Origin of the sequence: Mycobacterium basiliense, from assembly GCF_900292015.1 — a bacterium.
Taxonomy (GTDB): domain Bacteria; phylum Actinomycetota; class Actinomycetes; order Mycobacteriales; family Mycobacteriaceae; genus Mycobacterium; species Mycobacterium basiliense.
Genome location: NZ_LR130759.1, coordinates 2,590,703 through 2,609,568, shown reverse-complemented (window position 1 = coordinate 2,609,568; position 18,866 = coordinate 2,590,703). Strand labels below are relative to the sequence as shown.

The 18,866-nt window shown below is 65.3% G+C and carries 16 protein-coding genes; 3 read left to right on the top strand and 13 right to left on the bottom strand.

Translation table 11 applies throughout. From position 1 onward, the window contains the following. The gene (locus MB901379_RS11115) at positions 1-624 is read left to right on the top strand and encodes a TetR/AcrR family transcriptional regulator (protein WP_158016747.1); all 624 of its coding nucleotides are present in this window, start codon (positions 1-3) and stop codon (positions 622-624) included. Here MB901379_RS11115 and MB901379_RS11110 read toward each other — a convergent pair. The 4 genes from MB901379_RS11110 to lpqS form a co-directional block, all read right to left on the bottom strand. Beyond that, a complete protein-coding gene (locus MB901379_RS11110; RefSeq protein WP_158016746.1) occupies positions 590-808 on the bottom strand; it encodes a Trm112 family protein in 219 nt (72 codons plus the stop codon). The two genes, MB901379_RS11115 and MB901379_RS11110, sit on opposite strands and share 35 nt — an antisense overlap. After that, the gene (locus MB901379_RS11105) at positions 801-3,764 is read right to left on the bottom strand and encodes an acyl-CoA synthetase (protein WP_232022108.1); all 2,964 of its coding nucleotides are present in this window, start codon (positions 3,762-3,764) and stop codon (positions 801-803) included. The genes MB901379_RS11110 and MB901379_RS11105 overlap by 8 nt, the downstream gene beginning before the upstream one ends. A 209-nt stretch (positions 3,765-3,973) precedes the next feature. Beyond that, positions 3,974-5,086 (bottom strand): FAD-dependent oxidoreductase, encoded by a 1,113-nt coding sequence (locus MB901379_RS11100; RefSeq protein WP_158016744.1) that lies wholly within the window; start codon positions 5,084-5,086, stop codon positions 3,974-3,976. 158 nt (positions 5,087-5,244) lie between these two features. Next, complete coding sequence (lpqS, locus tag MB901379_RS25425) at positions 5,245-5,664, bottom strand: putative copper homeostasis (lipo)protein LpqS (RefSeq protein WP_456319947.1); 420 nt, start codon at positions 5,662-5,664, stop codon at positions 5,245-5,247. Positions 5,665-6,012: 348 nt separating this feature from the next. Here lpqS and MB901379_RS11095 point away from each other — a divergent pair, with 348 nt between their 5' ends. Next, the gene (locus MB901379_RS11095) at positions 6,013-7,791 is read left to right on the top strand and encodes an ABC-F family ATP-binding cassette domain-containing protein (RefSeq protein ID WP_158016743.1); all 1,779 of its coding nucleotides are present in this window, start codon (positions 6,013-6,015) and stop codon (positions 7,789-7,791) included. A gap of 14 nt (positions 7,792-7,805) precedes the next feature. After that, positions 7,806-9,089 (top strand): cytochrome P450, encoded by a 1,284-nt coding sequence (locus MB901379_RS11090; protein WP_158019104.1) that lies wholly within the window; start codon positions 7,806-7,808, stop codon positions 9,087-9,089. On the opposite strand, the gene MB901379_RS11085 is transcribed toward MB901379_RS11090, so the two are convergent. The 9 genes from MB901379_RS11085 to argC all read right to left on the bottom strand — a co-directional run bounded on the left by MB901379_RS11085 (position 9,072) and on the right by argC (position 18,864). Further along, positions 9,072-10,133 carry a type III polyketide synthase gene (locus MB901379_RS11085; protein WP_158016742.1) on the bottom strand — a complete coding sequence of 354 codons (1,062 nt, stop codon included), beginning with the start codon at positions 10,131-10,133 and terminating at the stop codon, positions 9,072-9,074. The genes MB901379_RS11090 and MB901379_RS11085 overlap by 18 nt on opposite strands. Positions 10,134-10,361: 228 nt before the next feature. Further along, positions 10,362-11,774 (bottom strand): argininosuccinate lyase, encoded by a 1,413-nt coding sequence (gene argH / locus MB901379_RS11080; protein WP_158016741.1) that lies wholly within the window; start codon positions 11,772-11,774, stop codon positions 10,362-10,364. Positions 11,775-11,856: 82 nt separating this feature from the next. Then, on the bottom strand, positions 11,857-13,053 hold the full coding sequence (locus MB901379_RS11075; RefSeq protein ID WP_158016740.1) for an argininosuccinate synthase: 1,197 nt from the start codon (positions 13,051-13,053) through the stop codon (positions 11,857-11,859). Positions 13,054-13,100: 47 nt separating this feature from the next. Continuing rightward, on the bottom strand, positions 13,101-13,607 hold the full coding sequence (locus MB901379_RS11070) for an arginine repressor (protein ID WP_158016739.1): 507 nt from the start codon (positions 13,605-13,607) through the stop codon (positions 13,101-13,103). Continuing rightward, on the bottom strand, positions 13,604-14,530 hold the full coding sequence (gene argF, locus MB901379_RS11065; RefSeq protein WP_158016738.1) for an ornithine carbamoyltransferase: 927 nt from the start codon (positions 14,528-14,530) through the stop codon (positions 13,604-13,606). Before argF ends, MB901379_RS11070 begins: the two co-directional genes overlap by 4 nt. After that, positions 14,527-15,675 carry an acetylornithine transaminase gene (locus MB901379_RS11060; protein ID WP_158019103.1) on the bottom strand — a complete coding sequence of 383 codons (1,149 nt, stop codon included), beginning with the start codon at positions 15,673-15,675 and terminating at the stop codon, positions 14,527-14,529. Before MB901379_RS11060 ends, argF begins: the two co-directional genes overlap by 4 nt. Before the next feature lie 50 nt (positions 15,676-15,725). Further along, positions 15,726-16,613: an acetylglutamate kinase gene (argB, locus tag MB901379_RS11055; RefSeq protein ID WP_158016737.1), complete on the bottom strand. Its 888-nt coding sequence runs from the start codon at positions 16,611-16,613 to the stop codon at positions 15,726-15,728. Then, positions 16,610-17,824: a bifunctional glutamate N-acetyltransferase/amino-acid acetyltransferase ArgJ gene (argJ, locus tag MB901379_RS11050; protein WP_158016736.1), complete on the bottom strand. Its 1,215-nt coding sequence runs from the start codon at positions 17,822-17,824 to the stop codon at positions 16,610-16,612. Before argJ ends, argB begins: the two co-directional genes overlap by 4 nt. Continuing rightward, positions 17,821-18,864, bottom strand: a complete 1,044-nt coding sequence (argC, locus tag MB901379_RS11045; RefSeq protein WP_158016735.1) for an N-acetyl-gamma-glutamyl-phosphate reductase — start codon at positions 18,862-18,864, stop codon at positions 17,821-17,823. Before argC ends, argJ begins: the two co-directional genes overlap by 4 nt. Positions 18,865-18,866: the final 2 nt, after the last annotated feature.

The following is an 18,866-nucleotide window of genomic DNA, read 5'->3' as shown; positions in this document are numbered from 1 at the left end:
GTGGAGACCATCAACAACGGACGCAGACGACCCGGTCGGCCCGCCGGCAACTCCGACACCAAGGGACGCATCCTGTCCAGCGCGCGAGAGTTGTTTGCGCACAACGGTATCGATAGGACATCGATCCGTGCGGTCGCCGCGGCGGCCGGGGTGGATGCCGCGCTGGTCCATCACTATTTCGGCAACAAGGAACGGCTTTTCGCGGCCGCAATTCGTCTCCCGATCGACCCGACGATCGTGCTAGCACAAATGGCACAGACACCCGTCGACCAACTCGGGCTAAAGCTGCCATCGGTGCTGCTGCCGCTGTGGGATTCGGAGCTGGGCGCCGGGCTCATCGCCACTTTGAGGTCCATCATGGCTGGCTCTGAGGTCGCGCTGGCGAGGTCGTTCATCGAAGAGGTGGTGGCGGCGGAAGTCGGTTCCCGAGTGGACAATCCGGCGGGAACAGGCATGCTGCGTGCCCAGTTCGTTGCCTCGCAGTTATTGGGCGTGGTGATGGCTCGCTACATCTTGAAGATCGAGCCATTCGCATCGCTGCCGCCCGAAATCGTCGCGGAGACGATCGCTCCGAACCTGCAGCGCTACCTCACGGGCGATCTGCCGGAAGACCTGTTGCCGTGAATCCGGCGTGCTCGTCGTCGCCCACGTCACGGGCCTGATCGACCAGCAGGACCGGGATGCCATCCTCGACCGGGTAGGCGCGGCGCAGCCGCGGGTTATAGAGCGCTCTACCCTCATCCACGAGCAAGAGCGGACCCCGGTCAGCCGGGCACACCAGAATTTTCAACAGCTTTTCGTCAAGCATGGGCGGGTTTCTCCCCGATGAGGTCGGCGCGTGCAGCCGAAGTCAGCCGACGGAACTCCCTAGTTGCGGCGTCGAAGAACCACGCTTGGCGCCCCGACTTAGGAACCCCGGCCGCCCGCAGCGCACCCGCGGTTGGACGATAGGTCGCGCCGAGGGATAGCTTTGGCACCACGTGCACGATGTCGGGGCCTACCCCGACCGGCATGGCCGCCACCGCGTCGGTCAAATCGGCCGCGGTGATGGTGGCTCCGGGTCGCAATGTCACCGCTGATATCGCAAGCTCATGACCGCCGACGGAGACGTCGTAGGTGACCGCCAGGTCGACGCCGGTGATGAGTCCGATCGCATCGGTAACCGGCTCGGCATAGACCATTCCGCGCGCGGTGCGCACCACCGACCCGCGCCGTCCTGCCAGCCAGAAATCCCCTTCGTCGTCGCGCCGGAACAGATACTCGGTGGAAATCCAGGTGTCGGCCGGCGCAAAGACCCCGCGTTTGACCGACGCGGTGGGATCGATGGGGCCCCGCGACTGGGCCAGCAGTACGCCGATCTGGTTGACCTCCGCGATCTGGACGAAGCCGAGGTCGTTCTCCAGAATCAGGTCATTCTCGGCGTCGTAGGCGCCCAGCTCAACGCGTCCGGCGCCGGGCAACGGCCGGCCTTTGCTGCCAACCTTGGCGCCGGACACATTGGCCAACACGGCTTGTCCGTCAGTGGTGGCAAAGAACTCGACGACGTGCGCCGGCGCGAACGCGTCGACGACGCGCTCCCACAGCCCGGTGGGCATGCCCGAGCCGATGAACAGGCGTACCGGATGGTTGCCGTGCAAGGCAAAACCCGGGTCGTCAACGACGTCGCGCAGCATCGCCCAGGTGTAGGACACGACGGTGACCCCGTACTGTCGCACTTCCTGGATAAACCGGTCCGAGCGCAGGCCGCGCGAAAGTGCGATGCGGGCGCCACCCACGACGGCACCGCCCAAGCTGACCAGCAGCGCGGACTCATGGTGCAGCGGGGTCAAGCAATACACGGTGTCCTTGCGGTCCAGGGCCGCGGTGGATGCCGTTCCGAAGGCCGACACCGCCCAGCGGTAATTGGTGATCTGCTTGGCAACCAGCTCGCCGCCGATCCCGCTAAACGCGATGAACGCTAGGTCCCGGGCCAGACCGGGGTTCTGCCGATACCAGGCGGGCAGTTGGACAGCATCTGGGTCGATCTGCTCCATGTCGATGACGTCGGCATCCTCCGGCAGGTCCAGATCGCGCGACTCGCCACCGCCCAGCACCAGCACCTGCCCCGGCAACTGGCGGGCGGCACTGAGGTTGGTGGGGTCGGTGATGATCTCGGTCGCTCCCCCGAGCCGAACCTGCGCGGACAGATCGACGTCTTGGCGCATCAACACGGCGACCGCGCCCAACCGGGACAGCGCCGCGATCGCGACCAGGGCGCTGGGCCGGGTCTCCATCAACACGCCCACTCGGTCGCCTTGGCGTACTCCCACTTCGATTAGTCCGCGAACGACGTTGTTGATGCGCCGGTTGACGGCCTCGTAGGTATGCACGCGGCCGTCGAACAACAGGAATTCGCCACGCGGAGCGTCGTGTGCCTGTTCGTCAATAATGCGGCCCAGCGAAATTCGGGTGTGGTCATTGAGCTGTCCGAGTCGGGCCAGACGCGGCAGGGTGCGAACCGTTTCGACGGCCAACGTCCGCACGGAGCGGTTGGCGGCGACGACGGCGTCGGCGGTACCGCGGGCAAGGGCCAGTGCCGCCTCGGAAACCTCTCCGAGGCCGTGCGCGAGCCGCGAGCTCCACACCACCCCGCTGTCGGTGTGTTCGGCCGGCTGCTCGACCATCGGGTTGATGTGGGCCGGCTTGTCACCACCGCTGGAAAGCCAGTCCACCCAATCGGCGACGGTCGGCCAGCTCTGCTGCGCCGCTCTGGATCCAACGACCAGGCCAAAATGGCCGGTCCGGATCAAACATTCGTAAACATCGGTATTGGGAGCCGCTCGCCTGATGCCGCGCACCGAGGCCGGCTGACCGATGTCGTCGACCTCGCCGACGAACGCCAGCACAGGGCAGGTGATGTCGGTGAGTGTCACCAATTGGCCGTTGATGGCAAAGCCGCCGGTCATCATGCGGTTGTGTGCGATGAACTGCTTCAGCAGTTCTGAAATCGCCGGGCCGGACCAGGCAATCCAGCCTTCGCGCTCGAGGAATCTGCGCTGCTGTTCCCGCGGGAGTAGCGCCTCGCGGTCGTGCAGCTGACGTACGAAGTCGACCCGGGCCTTGGCGGTCTTGAGTGGATCCATCATTTGAAAACCCATGCGCGCCATCCAGCTTGGGATGTTCAACCGGTTGAACACGTGATCGGCCATGAAATCGGCGATGCTGGGAGCCATGTTGGCCGGAATACCCATCGGTAGCGCGGCCAGGGTGTCCACAGGCGAGCCGAACGCCACGATGCTGGCGAGGTTCTTGGAGCGCCGATAGGCGGCGACCTGATAGCACCACATCCCGCCTTGCGAGTAGCCGACCAGGTGCACGTCATGGCCGGTGGTCTCGTACACCGTGTCGATGGCCTGGCTGAGGGCAACGATGTGGTCGGCCAGGTTGCGTCGCATGCCGCCCTCAACCTTGTCCGGTGAGCCGAAGTCGATGACCCAGGGATCCAACCCACGCGCGCGCAGGATGCCCACCGCGCCGTCTTCGCGAGTGACGTCCCACATGTCGGCCGACATCATCATCGGGTGCACCATCAGCACCGGCATACCGACGGGTGGCTGACCGGGCCGATTGTCCGGCGGGAAGTATCGTCTGAGCTTGTACATGGGAACGCTCTCGACGATCTGCGAAGGCGAGGGAACGCTGCCCGTTTCCAGGCCTCCGAGACGGAGTACTTCCAAGCCATTCTGGGCTGTGGCCACTAGTCGCTCGACCGGGCGTGTGACCATCGACAAATTGAGATCCACGACTGCTCCTGGGTGCTCCCTTGGTAGGCCTTGACAGCGTGGTCATCATGGCACATCTGCGCGCCGCGCGGTTTTGGTCACGTCGTTTGCGGGGCTGCGCTAACCGGCCCGCGAGCGAGCCGTCTTCGGCCGCTTCACCAGCCGGCGATCGGGAACCGGCCGAGCGCCGATTGAGCACTACCCCGATCGCTTCAGGCAGCACCGCGCGTGGCGAGCATGCCGTACGCCAAATCGGCAACTTCTTGAGCGCAGCCCCATGACAGGGTGACCCCATCGCCACCGTGACCGTAGTTGTGCACGATTCGGCTACCGGGCTGAGCTTCCACCCGCGCCCCATCGCGGCGGAAAGGTCGCAGCCCGACCTGCACTGGACAGAGTGCGTCCGGTTGAGAGCCGCGTAGCGCGGGTAAGAACTCGATGCAGCGATCGAAGATCTCTTGCAGCGGCGGGTAGCCGGTCAGGTCGAGTTCGGTGTCGTGCTGACCTGGTTCAACGAGACCACCCAGCAGGAGCCGATCCGCCCCGCGCGGCACGATGGAAAGGACATTCTGGCCATCGGATCCCGCATCGCTTTCCAACACATGAGCCGCCGTCACCCGCGACTGCCTGGTCCCGTCGTTGACCACCCACAAGAACGCGCCCCGATGCGGATCCACGGTCTCATCCTGGGCCAGCTCGCGGGCGCCCAGCCCGGCGCAATTGACGATGAGCTGCGCGCCGTACTCGGCACACAAACGCTGCTCCTGCTCGATCAAAGGCCCACGGATGCGTCGGCGGTCCGCGACCACGCCTGCAGCCTTAGCCTCGCGCGCCAGCCATACCAGGTACCAGTCGGTGTCAATGGTGGGTGCCAGGTAGCAATAGGAGTCGATCACGCCGGTCGCACGGTTGATGCCGTGGGTGTCGATAAGGGCGGAGTCGTGCACAAATGCGGGCACGAACTGTTCGATCATGGTCATCTTCGCCAACTCGACCGGATCCTCTTCGATGCGGTGGGGGAAGGAGAACACGGCCGGGCGCAGGCTCACGCCGGTGCGGGTGTCGGCGGCGAATTGAGCGAAGCGCAGGTACGAGCGAATCGCCCAGACGGCGGATCGGGCCGGTGCGGCGTGGTCGTCGAGCGCACCGCGCCCCGCCGACGGCCATTCCCACAATGCACCGGCCATCGTCGACACCGTGTCGAGGCCGAACCGGTCGGCGGCGACAATGACCCGCCACCCCCGCTTCGCTAGCACCAGCGCCGTGGTCCATCCGCTGACACCGGCCCCGATCACCACTGCCGTGGGCCGATCGGTGGGCGTCATGACCACACCCGCCCTGCGTTGTTGTCAGCACATCCTGGGGAAAAAACACGATTCACGAGACTGTCTCTCTTCTGCATTAGATGCCGCGAGTACGCGGCAGCGGACCTACCCGGCAGCGCGTTGCCATGGCGGTGGGCACACGGCACACCGCTGGCGGGTCAGCAACGAGAGATGCAGAGACGGGTCAGAACGTTTCGCCCTGTACCCGCGAAGGCCACCTGACCGAGCCGCGGTGGTGCGCGCGCTGTCACCAGCGCCGTTCCGGCCAGTCGAACAACCAAAGCCAGCACCGTAACTACGACGGCGAGCACAACCAAGTGGACCGCCACTCCGGTCTGAACCGCAGCGGCACACGAATGCGTACCCGGTAAGCAGCAATCCGCGTCGGGACGGCTCACGGCCGGAGCCTTCGCAAACAGATTGCCAGCAACGGTAACGAGGGTGGGCGATGCTGGCCTGGCCGCGATGTCACGAACGGGAGCCTGGCAAGCCGCGGCGATACCGAGCAGCCAGCCGACAGCGGCTACGGCAATCAAGTACCGCAGCCACCGTCGTGGGCGGGGCGCTCCAAACTGCATGGCAGCGACAACGGTAACACTCCGTGGGGGGTATATCCCAGAGACAAGACTCCACCACCCCAGCACACGGCGCGCCTGTCGAGGTATATCCGCAGTACACCAACGCATTCCGGCGCAGCTTGCGCCAGGAAAATCATCGCCCGAAAATGCGTCTTCTTCAGATACCCCTACCAGGTAGTGGATCTTGTGGGGCGGCGCACAACCGGCGATGGCTCGGGCCGCCGGTGTCAGCAGCGGGGTCACCCGGTCTGCCGACCTCCCCGTCCCGCCCGCAGAACTGCTACCGGGCGACGGCCCCACCCGGGTCCTCGACAACCCGCGACACATCGCGCCGGTAGTTTTGAGCCGGTGGCACACCTAATCGGGGCCGAAGCGGTACACCTGGCATATCCGACTCAGGTGGTATTCGACTCGCTGACGCTCGGCGTCAACGATGGCGCACGCATCGGCATCGTCGGACGAAACGGGGACGGCAAATCCAGCCTGCTGGGCCTGCTCACCGGGCAGGTGCGCCCGGACTCCGGTCGGGTGACACGGCGCAGCGACTTACGGGTCGGCGCGGTGAGCCAGCAGGACACCTTGGACCCCAGCCGCACCGTTGGCTGGACCCTCGTCGGCGACCAACCGGAACACCAGTGGGCAGGCAAGGCACGCATCCGTGACGTGGTGGCCGGCCTGGTGGCCGACATCGCCTGGGACGCAAAGGTCGCCACACTCAGTGGCGGCCAGCGCCGCCGTGTCCAGCTGGCCAGCCTGCTGATCGGCGACTGGGATGTGATCGCTCTCGACGAACCCACCAACCACCTCGATATCGAGGGCATCACCTGGCTGGCCGACCACCTACAACAACGTTGGGCCCGCACCGCCGGCGGACTCTTGGTGGTCACCCACGATCGCTGGTTTCTCGACGAAGTCGCGACGGCCACCTGGGAAGTGCACGACGGAATTGTCGAGCCATTTGAGGGCGGATACGCGGCGTACGTCCTGCAGCGCGTGGAGCGCGACCGACTGGCCGCCGCGGCCGAGGCCAAGCGGCAGAACCTGATGCGCAAAGAATTGGCCTGGCTGCGTCGGGGCCCACCGGCGCGTACCTCGAAACCCAAATTCCGCATCGAGGCGGCCAACCAGCTGATCGCCGACGTACCCCCGCTGCGGAACACGGTCGAACTGGCCAAGCTGGCGACGGCCCGGCTGGGCAAGGACGTCATCGATCTGCTCGACGTGTCGGTCTCGTTCGAACCGGGTGGGGACCGGCCGGTGCTGCGCGATCTCGAGTGGCGGATCGGCCCGGGTGAACGCACGGGCATCGTCGGAGCCAATGGCGCCGGCAAGTCCACCCTGCTGGGCCTGATCGCCGGCGCCGTCCAACCGGACTCGGGGCGCGTGAAACGCGGCAAGACCGTTCGGTTGGCGGTGCTCGATCAGCAAGGCGACGCGCTAGCGGCGGTCACCGAGGAGCGGATCGCCGACGTGTTGGGCAGACTGCGCGGCGGCTATGAGGTCGACGGCCGCGAGGTCACCCCAACCCAACTGCTGGAACGGCTCGGCTTTGGCCGCGGTCAGCTCTCGGCGCGAGTCAGCGAGCTTTCCGGCGGTCAACGGCGGCGGTTGCAGCTGATGCTCACGTTGCTGTCGGAGCCGAATGTGCTGCTCCTCGACGAGCCCACCAACGACGTCGATACCGACATGCTGACCGCCACCGAGGATCTGCTCGACTCGTGGGCGGGCACCTTGATCGTCGTGTCGCACGACCGCTATCTGCTCGAACGTGTCACCGATCAGCAGTACGCGATTCTGGACGGCCGGTTGCGCCATCTACCCGGCGGCGTCGACGAATACCTGCGGTTGGCGGCTCGTACGACCGCCAGGCCTGCCGAGTCAGCACCGACGCCGCCCCGCACGATGTCGGGCGCACAGCGCCGCGCCACCGAGAAGGAATTGGCCACAATCGACCGGCAACTTGCGCGCCTGGCCGAGCGTATCGCCACCAAGCACACCGAACTGGCCGAGCATGACCACTCCGACCACCTCGGCGTGGCCCGGCTGACCGAGGAGCTGCGCATCCTGGAACAAGAGGTTTCCGCGACCGAGGAGCGCTGGCTGGAACTGTCCGAGGTGCTCGAATGACCGCCTACCGAACGGTGCCCTACCCTCCCGGAGAAGTGTTGCTGGCGCTGCATCGGCGCCGCGGCCCGGTGATTAACGCCGGAGTCGGCCGGCATGGCTTCGTCTATCTGCTGGGCGGGGAGGCGAACAAGTTCGTGTTCGCCAATTCCGACGCATTCAGCTGGCGCGAGACGTTCGAGAGTCTGGTCCCCGTCGACGGACCGACCGCCTTGATCGTCAGTGACGGCCCCGAGCACCGTCGTCGACGCAGCGTTGTGGCACCCGGCCTACGTCACCGTCAGGTCCAGGACTATGTGCAAACCATGGTGGCGACGGCTGACGCCATGATCAACAGCTGGCGACCGGGACAGCGGCTGGACATCTACCAACAATTCCGGACCGCGGTGCGGCGCAGCATCGCGGAGAGCCTGTTCGGCTCGCGGATCGCCGTGCACTCAGACTTTCTGGGCGAACAACTGCAGCCCTTGCTGGACTTGACCCACCGTCCGCCGCAGGTGATGCGGCTTCAGCAACGGTTCAGTACGCCGGGCTGGCGACGGGCGATGGCCGCGCGCAAACGCATCGATGCGCTCATCAACGCGCAAATCGCCAAGGCGCGCACCCATCCCAGACCCGATGACCACATGTTGCAGACCCTGATCAGCGGCCGCTCCGAAGAGGGCCAGCTGTTGAGCGACAACGAGATTCGCGATGAAGTCGTCTCGCTCATTACCGCCGGCTACGAGACCACCAGCGGCGCGTTGGCATGGGCGGCCTACACGCTGCTCACCCTCCCCGGCGCGTGGGATACCGCGGCACAAGAAGTACAGCGAGCGCTCGGTGGCGCAGCGCCGACCGCCGACGACCTTCCCGCGCTCCCCTACCTCAATGGCGTTGTCCACGAAACCCTGCGGCTGTACTCGCCGGGAGTGATCTCGGCGCGGCGGGTACTGCGCGACCTCTGGTTCGACGGACGCAAGATCCCGTCCGGGCGGCTGCTGATCTTCAGCGCGTACGTCACCCATCGACTTCCCGAGTTATGGCCCGCACCAACACAATTCCGCCCGCAGCGGTGGGACCCCGACGCCGCCGGGTACCGCAAACCCGCGCCGCACGAATTCATCCCCTTCAGCGGCGGACTGCACCGATGCATCGGAGCGAGCATGGCTACCACCGAGATGACGGTCATGCTTGCGCGGCTGGTCGCCAGAACCACCCTTCGACTGCCAGCTCAGCGGGTTCGCGCGGCCAATTTTGCTGCGTTGTCACCACGGCCCGGATTGACCGTCGAAGTCGCTGCTTTAGTGCCAGCGAAGTAACACCAATTCGGAGCAGAATCCGGGACCCATCGCCATCATCAGCCCCGGGCTTCCGCTGGCCGGCGGTTTGGCCATGGCGTCGCGCAAGATGTGCAGCACCGAAGCCGACGAGAGGTTGCCGATCTCACCCAGCGAACGCCAGGACAGCTCAAGGGCGTCCGCTGGCAGGCCGAGGCTGTCGGTGATCGCGTCGATGACCTTGGGGCCGCCGGGATGGCTCACCCAGGAGCCAATGTCGTCTTTGGTCAACTGGTGGGCGGCGAGGAAACCGTCCACGTCGTTGGCCAGGTACTGCTCAATGAGGTCAGTGAGGTCGGGCGAAAGTCGCAGTTGAAGGCCTTGGGAACCGACGTCCCAGCCCATTATGTGCAGCGACTCGGGATACAGACTGCTGCGCGAATCGACGATGTCGGGACCGCTGGCTCCGATCTGTTCGGCCCGCCGGTCACCAACGGCGACCACCGCGGCCGCACCATCACCGAACAGCGCGGTTCCGATCAGCCCCGACACGGTGGGTTTGATCGCAGGGTAGGTCAGCGAGCACAGCTCGACGGCAATCACGACCGCGACGCCGTCGGGGTCTCCCCGCAGGTAGTCGTTGAGGCGGGCCACACCCGCTGCACCAGCTACGCAGCCCAGGCCGAACAATGGCATCCTGCGCACATCGGGTCGCAGGCCGAGCCGCCCGGCGATGCGGGCATCTAGCGAGGGCACCGCGATGCCGGTGACCGTGGTAGTGGCGATCATGTCAACGTCTTGCGGCTCCAGCTCGGCCTCATCGAGCGCACCGGTCAAGGCCTCGACGCCGAGGTCCACCGCCTTTTCGATAAAGATCTCGTTGGCATCACCAAAATCAGTCAGCGACGGGTACTGCTCCAACGGCAGAACCAATTGGCGGCTGTTCACCTTGACGGCACCGTGCAGGCGCCGAACGATCTCTTCGTGTTCCTTCAGACCGGGGAACTGGACAAACGAATCGGTGATCTCACTTTGGCTATAGCGGTGCGGTGGCAATGCACCGAACACACCTGCGATGACGCTCATGACCCTGTCCTCAGTTAGCGAATTTGTCAGCCAGCCCACCCAAAGAAGACTTCAAATTTTATCCGTCTTTGTCGGGTCCCGCAAAATCGCCGCTATTCAACATACGTCGCATTCACATCCGGCGATGTCGTCGAAATTCACCGTGGCCGGACAAATTTCACGTCGGCGGTATTACTGACCATCGACGCCGCACAGTCAACAATCTTGACGGCCTGGCGGTGATCCGGCCTAGCCGATCAGCTCACCGCGGAGTCGACCGGCCAATTCACCAACGAGATTCAGTTGTTCGATGACTCGACGGGGCGCGGTGCCACCGCGCGCATCACGCGACGACACCGACCCTTCGATCGTGAGCACCTCGCGAACCCGCGGCGTCAGATCTTTGCTGATGGCGGCCAGCTCGTCGTCGGTCAACTCCTGCAGGCCCACGCCGCGGTTTTCCGCAGCGCGCACCGCCGCGCCCGCGGTCTCATGGGCCGACCGAAACGGGACACCTTGCCGCACAAGCCATTCTGCGATGTCGGTGGCCAAGGTGTAACCGGCGGGCGCCAGAGCCGCCATCCGTTCGACGTGGAAAGTCAGGCTGCCCACCAGTCCCGCCATCGCCGGCAGCAACAGCTGCAATTGAGTTACCGAGTCGAACACCGGCTCCTTGTCTTCCTGAAGGTCACGGTTGTAAGCCAAGGGTTGGGCCTTCAGCGTCGCCAGCAGTCCAGCCAGGTTTCCGATCAAGCGCCCGGATTTTCCGCGGGCCAGCTCCGCGATATCGGGGTTTTTCTTCTGCGGCATGATCGAACTCCCGGTGGACCAGGAGTCGTGCAAAGTCACATAGCCAAATTCCGTCGAACTCCAAATGATGATGTCCTCGGCCAGCCGCGACAGATCGACACCGATCATAGCGAACACGAACGCCGCCTCTGCAGCAAAATCCCGGGCCGCGGTCGCATCGACGGAATTGTCCGCCGCGGCCAAGAATCCCAGATCGGCGGCGATCGCGTCTGGATCCAGGCCCAGCGAAGAGCCGGCCAGCGCGCCCGAGCCGTACGGGGACACTGCCGCACGCTTGTCGAAGTCGACGATCCGCTCCACGTCGCGCAGCAACGGATGAGCATGCGCCAGCAGATGATGGGCCAGCAGGATGGGCTGGGCGGACTGCAAGTGGGTCTTGCCGGGCATGATGGCGGTGGGGTGGGCGGCGGCCTGATCGGCCAGCGCCGTGACGACGTCGAGCACACCGCCGCCGACCCGGCGCACCGCGTCGCGCAACCACATCCGGAACAGGGTGGCCACCTGGTCGTTGCGCGAGCGGCCGGCCCGCAACCGGCCGCCCAGGTCGGACCCGACCCGGTCGATCAGCCCCCGTTCCAGCGCGGCATGCACGTCCTCGTCGCTGGCCAGCGGGCCGAAACTACCGTCGGCAACGTCCTGGGCGAGGCTGTCGAGTCCCACCAGCAAGCCGTCGCGCTGTTCCTCAGTGAGCAGGCCCGCCCGAAAAAGCACCAGCGCGTGGGCCCGGGACGCGGTGATGTCGTAGGGCGCCAGCACCCAGTCGAAGTGGGTGGACTTGCTGAGCGCGGCCAGCGCGTCTGAAGGTCCACCCGCGAACCGCCCGCCCCACAGCGAGCCCTGCCGGGTGCTCATTTCTTCATGCCGAGCAGACACAGAGTCGCATCAATATCCGGCTGTGCGTGCGATTGTGTGTCTGCTCGCGGAGAGAGGGCGGTCACTGTAGGTCCCGGCGAGCGGAGAGTTTGGAGGACAGGCCGTGCACGTAGACAAATCCCTTCGCAGCCGATTGATCGAAGGTGTCACCCTCGTCATAGGTCGCGAGGTTGAAGTCGTACAACGATTCAGCACTGCGCCGACCGTTGACGGCGATGTGCCCGCCGTGCAACACCAGTCGAACCTCACCGGATACGTGCTCCTGCGTCTTGGCGACGAAACTCTCCAACGCGATCTTCAGCGGCGAGTACCACAGACCGTCATAGACTAGCTCGGCCCAGCGTTGATCGGTGTGCCGCTTGAACCGGCCCAACTCACGCTCCAGGGTGACGTGTTCGAGTTCGGTATGGGCGGTGATGAGCACCATCGCCCCCGGCGCCTCGTAAATCTCGCGGCTCTTGATGCCAACCAACCGATCTTCGACGACATCGAGACGCCCGACCCCCTGCGCTCCAGCGCGCCGATTGAGCTCCTCGATGGCCTGCAGCATCGACCTCCGCTTGCCGTCGATGGACACCGGTACACCGCGTTCGAACCCGACGATCACCTCGTCGGGAGTGTTCCAGTTGACGGTGGGGTCTTCGGTGTAGTCGTAGATGTCCTTCGTCGGCGCGTTCCACAAATGCTCGAGGAACCCGGTTTCCACCGCTCGACCCCAGACGTTCTGATCGATCGAGAACGGCGAGCGCTTAGAGACGTTGATCGGGATGGCGTTCTCTTCGGCGAACGCGATCGCCTTCTCCCGCGTCCACGCATAGTCGCGCACCGGTGCCATCACTTCCAGATCCGGCGCCAACGAAGCAAATCCGACTTCAAAGCGAACTTGGTCGTTGCCCTTGCCAGTACAGCCGTGGGCGACAATGCCACCGCCATGCTCGCGTGCGGCCGTAACCAGGTGCTTGGCGATCAGCGGGCGGCTGATCGCGGACACCAACGGGTAACGATCCATGTAGAGGGCGTTGTTCAGGATGGTCGGCAGGCAGTAACCCTCGGCGAACTCGTCGCGGGCGTCCACGACGACGGCCTCCACAGCGCCGCAGTCCAGCGCTCGCTGACGGATGACCTCCATGTCCTCGCCACCCTGACCGAGGTCGATCGCAACCGCCACGACCTCACGGCCGGTCTCCTTGCCGATCCAGCTAATGGCCACCGAGGTGTCCAAACCGCCGGAATACGCCAGGATGACGCGTTCTGACATCAACCAACTCCTTAACTTCGGCAAACCGGCAGCAGTCTATTTCAGGCTTACTTCAAGTCTTCTAAGGCATTCGCCAACTCCGCACCGGTCATCGGCGCGCGGGCCGCCACGAACACGGTGTCATCACCGGCGATCGTGCCCACCACGTAGGGCAGCGCCGCGCGATCGATGGCGCTGGCAAGGTAGTGGGCCCCGCCGGGTGGGGTACGTAACACGGCGAGGTTGGCGCTGGCGTCACTGGACACCAACAGCTCGCCCAGCAGCCGGGACAGCCGGTCGGTGCCCCCGGCAACCCCGCGCACTGGGCTGCCGTCTTCAGGCACGACGTAGACCCCGACTCCCCCGTCGGCTCCCCGCAGTTTCACCGCGCCGAGCTCTTCAAGGTCACGTGACAGCGTGGCCTGGGTTACCTCGATACCTTCTGCGGCCAGCAGCGCCGCCAGCTCGGTCTGGCTGCGGACCGACTCGGTCGACAGGATGGCCACCACGCGGGCCTGGCGACCGGCGCGGGTTGCGCTGATTTCTGGTGCCGCCTTGGCTGTGCCGCTCTTCATCGGGCTCGCTCCAGCAGCCATACCAGCAGGGCTTTCTGGGCGTGCAGCCGGTTCTCTGCCTCGTCCCACACCGCGCTGGCCGGCCCGTCCATCACCGCGTCGGTGATCTCGTCACCGCGATGCGCCGGAAGGCAGTGCAACACAATGGCTTCCGAGTTCGCCAGGCCTAGCAGTCGCTCGTTCACCTGGAATGGTCGAAACGGCTTGACGCGGTCCAGCCCGTCATCCTCCTGCCCCATGGAAGTCCAGGTGTCGGTCACCAAAACGTCGGCGCCGGTCGCGGCGGCCTCGGCGTCGGCAGTCACTGCCACCGAGGCCCCGGTTTCCTGTGCACGCTGTTCGGCCGCGGCCAGCACCGACGGGTCGGGCACAAAACCGCTGGGGGCGGCGACCGTGACGTGGATACCCGCAGTGACCCCACCGAGCATCAACGAGTGGGCCATGTTGTTGGCACCGTCGCCAAAGTAGGACATCCGCAATCCGCTCAGCGACCCTTTGCGCTCGGTGATGGTCTGCAGATCGGCCAACACCTGGCAGGGATGGAATTCATCGGAAAGCGCGTTAACGATGGGCACCGTGGCGGTAGCGGCCATGGCTTCCAGTCGATCTTGACCAAAAGTTCGCCACACGATGGCATCGACATAGCCGGACAACACTTTTGCGGTATCTTGCAGGGTTTCTTCGCGGCCCAGCTGAGTGACGTGGCTGTCGACGACGACGGCATGGCCACCAAGCTGCGCAACACCAATTTCGAAGGAGAACCGAGTTCGGGTCGAGTTCTTATCGAAGATGACCGCGACGCCGCGCGGCCCATCTAGCGGGCGGCGGCCGAACGGGTCGCTCTTCAGTTCGGCCGCAAGCGCGAGGATCTCAGCTTGTTCGGCCGGGGTCAGGTCGTCGTCGCGCAAGAAATGTCTGATCATGACTGTGCTCCGGCGGTGTCGAGGATTCCCGGCAGCTCGGCGACGAAACCTTCGAGCTGCGATTCGGTGATAATCAGCGGCGGTGCCAGCCGAAGGACATTGGGCGCGGCCGCGTTCACCAGGTAGCCGGCGCTGCGGGCCGCCGCCTCAGCGGCCTTGGCGTGCGGAACGGCAAGCACGATTCCGGTCAGCAGCCCGCGGCCGCGGGTATGGTCAATGTCCTTGTGCCCCAGTGACTCAAGTCCGTGCCGCAACGTCTTACCCAGCACCTCGGCGCGGCGAACGAGATCCTCTGCCGCCAACACTCGTAGCACCGCGAGGGCTGCTGCGGTGCACACCGGGTTGCCGCCGAACGTACTGCCGTGCAGGCCGGGTGTGAGCAGGTCGGCGGCGCGCCCCACCGCCAGGCAAGCCCCGATCGGCAGCCCGCCCCCCAGCCCCTTGGCCAAAGTCACCACATCTGGCGTAATCCCGTCGTGTTGGTGGGCGTAGAAGAGCCCAGTACGGCCCATTCCGGTTTGCACTTCGTCAACCACCAGTAGGGTGCCGTTCCGCGCGGTGACGTCGCGCGCGGCCTGCAGATAGCCCGCGGGCGGAACCACGACACCGCACTCGCCCATGATCGGCTCGAGAAAGACCGCGGCAGTCTCCGCGTCGACCGCGGCTGCTAATGCGTCGACATCGCCGTACGGAACGTGGGTGACGTAGCCTGGCAACGGCTCGAACGGCGCTTGTTTGGTCGGCTGTCCGGTCAGCGCCAACGACCCCATTGTTCTGCCGTGGAACGCTTCTTGGGCGGCAACCAGTTTCGAGCGGCCGGTGAGACGTGACAACTTGAACGCGAGTTCATTGGCCTCGGTTCCGGAGTTACAGAAGAATACCCGCGCTTGCGCGTCGGTCTGCAGCAGGGCGATCAATTCCTCGGCCAGCGCGATACCAGGTTCGGTGGCGTATAGGTTGGAAGTGTGACCCAAAGTCGAGATCTGCTGGGTGACGGCCTCGATGACCGCTGGGTGACGATGGCCGAGAACGTTGACCGCGATGCCGCCGAGCAGATCGATATAGGTCTTGCCGTCGAAGTCGGTGACGACGGCGCCGTCCCCGCTGGCCAGCGCGATTGGCGGGGTGCCGTAATTGTTCATCATCACGGCTTCCCACCGCTGCCGAACCACATCGGTATTCGTCTTCAGGTCCGTCACGTGCTCACCACCTTGGTGCCGGTGCCCGCGTCGGTGAATAGCTCAACCAACACACAGTGTTCGACCCGACCATCAATCACGTGCGCGCTGGGCACACCGCCGTTGACAGCACGCAGACACGCTTCGATCTTTGGGATCATGCCCGTTTCCAACGTGGGCAGGAGTTGCGCCAATGTGGCGGTGTCGATTTCACTGACCAACGAATCCCGGTCCGGCCAGCTGGTGTAGAGCCCCTCAACATCGGTGAGCATCAAAAGCTTTTCAGCGCCCAGCGCTTCGGCCAGCGCGGCCGCCGCAGTGTCGGAGTTGATGTTGTGCACCACGCCGTCGGCATCGGGAGCCAGCGTCGACACCACCGGGATGCGCCCCGCACCAATGAGATCGAGCAATGCCACCGTGTTGACCTGGTCCACGTCGCCCACCAGGCCGATGTCGGTGGCTACGCCGTCAACGGTGACGCTGCGGCGCACAGCGGTGAACAGCTGCGCATCCTCGCCGGTGATACCCACCGCGTAGGGTCCATGGGCGTTGATCATGTTGACCAGTTCGCGCCCAACCTGGCCGAATAACACCATGCGTGCCACATCGAGCACTGCCGGTGTGGTGACCCGGAATCCACCCTTGAAGTCACCTTCGATGCCAAGTCGCCGCAGCATTGCGGTGATCTGTGGTCCACCGCCGTGCACAACAACGGGATGCACCCCGCAGTTGCGCAAGAACGCCATGTCCGCCGCGAACGCTTGGCGCAGTGTGTCGTCGATCATCGCGTTGCCGCCGTATTTGACCACGACGATTTTGTCGTGCAGCTGCTTAAGCCAGGGCAGCGCCTCGGCAAGCACCTGAGCTTTGACGCGGGTAGGCAATGCGTCGGTATTCACGGTCATGAGCTGTAGGCCGAGTTCTCTTCGACGTAGGCATGGGAGAGATCGGTGGTCCGAATGGCCGCCTGACCGTCGCCGACACCAAGATCGACGGCAATGTCGATATCGGCCGCTGACAGGTCTACTTCGCGCGCCCCGGGCGCCCCGACCCCATCGATACACACTGCAGAACCATTGAACGACACGCTGATTCGATCGGGATCAAGTGTCACTGGCGCCATCCCCACCGCGGCAAGCACTCGACCCCAGTTCGGGTCTGCTCCGAACACCGCGGTCTTGACCAAGCTGTCACGAGCGATCACCCGGGCCGCGGCCAGCGCGTCGTCGTCGGTGGCGGCACCGGTCACCGTGACGGTGACACGCTTGGTGACACCCTCGGCGTCGGCTTGTAGCTGTGCACACAGGTCATCGCAGATCCGCAGGACCGCTTCATCCAGGTCGTCTTGCGACGGTGCGATTTCGCTGGCTCCCGAGGCCAACAGCAAAACCGTGTCGTTGGTCGACGAACTGCCGTCGATGTCGAGGCGGTCAAAGGTGCGAGCGGCGGCCTTGCGCAGCGCCTGATCGAGTGCCGCCGGCTCGGCAACCGCGTCGGTAGTGAGCACACACAACATGGTGGCCAGTGACGGCGCCAACATGCCCGCACCTTTGGCCATCCCGCCGACCGTCCACTTGTTCCGATGGTGCAGCGCAACTTGTTTGGCCACGGTGTCGGTGGTCATGATGGCGTGCGCGGCCTCATCGCCCCCGGCTAGACCGCCATGCATCTCGTGGACGATGTCAGCGACACCTGCGAGAATTTTGTCCATGGGTAACCGGTCCCCGATCAGGCCGGTGGAGCAGACGGCCACCTCGATAGCCCCGGTCTCGGTTCCCCAGTCCGACAACGCCGCAGCGACCGCCTCGGCGGTGGCATGCGCGTCCTGAAAGCCTCCGGGCCCGGTGCAGGCGTTGGCGCCACCGGAATTGAGGATCACCGCCCGCAAGTGCCCGGTGGCCAGCACCTGCTGAGTCCATAGCACCGGTGCCGCCTTGACCTTGTTGCGGGTGAATACTGCGGCCGCCGCATAGTCGGGGCCTTCGTTGAAGACCAGCGCAAGGTCGCGGGCCCCCGACGCTTTGATCCCCGCGGCTATCCCGGCCGCCCGGAATCCGGCCGGGGCGGTAACGCCCTGAGTGCGCAGCAGCCGCTCGGTTCCGACAACTTCGGTCACGGCGCCACTCCAACCACCGAAAGGCCGTCGGTCTCCGGCCAACCCAATGCCAGGTTCATCGCCTGTACCGCGGCCCCGCCGGTGCCCTTGACCAGATTGTCGATCGCCGAGATCGCCACGAATGTCTCGGCGGCCTCGTCCACCGCCACGGCGATATGCACCGCGTTACTGCCGATCACCGCGCCGGTGCGGGGCAGCTGGCCCTCGGGCATCAGATAGATGAACGGCTCTGGACCGTAAGCCTTTTCGTAGGCCGCCCGCAATTGCGATAGCGGTGCCCGGGTACGCGCGGTGCAGGTGGCCAGGATACCGCGGGCGGTCGGGATAAGGACCGGGTTGAACGACGCCGTAACGTCGCGATCGGTCACACACCGTAGTCCTTGCACGATCTCCGGGGTGTGCCGATGGGCGCCGGCAATGCTGTACGCCCGCGCAGAGCCGATGACCTCCGAGCCGAGCAAGTCGGTCCTGGCGGCGCGACCCGCTCCAGAGGTGCCGCTGACGGCGACCACCGTCACCGCGGGTTCGATCAGGTCCGCCGCCATCGCTGGCAACAATGCCAGCAGTGCCGCGGTCGGATAGCAGCCCGGAACCGCGACGCGACGCGTTCCGCGCAATCGCTGACGCGCGCCAGGCAGCTCCGGCAAACCGTAGGGCCAGCTGCCAGCATGCCGGGAGCCGTAGAACCGCTCCCACGCGTTTGGGTCGGTGAGCCGAAAATCCGCCCCGCAGTCGATGATCAGTGTCTCCGGGCCGAGCTGGTCGGCCAGGGCAGCCGAGTGCCCGTGCGGCAAGGCTAGGAAAACCACGTCGTGCTCGCGCAACACGTCGAGCTCGGTGGGTTCGAGCAGCCGCTGGGCCAGCGGCGTGAGGTGCGGGTGGTGTTCGCCCAGCGAGGTTCCCGCGCTGGCCGCGGCGGTCAACGCACCGATCGTCAGCCGGTCCTCAACAAGCGCCGGATGCCCGAGTAGCAGTCGGAGAATCTCACCACCCGCGTACCCGCTGGCACCCGCAACCGCCACCCTTATCACGTCGGCCATTT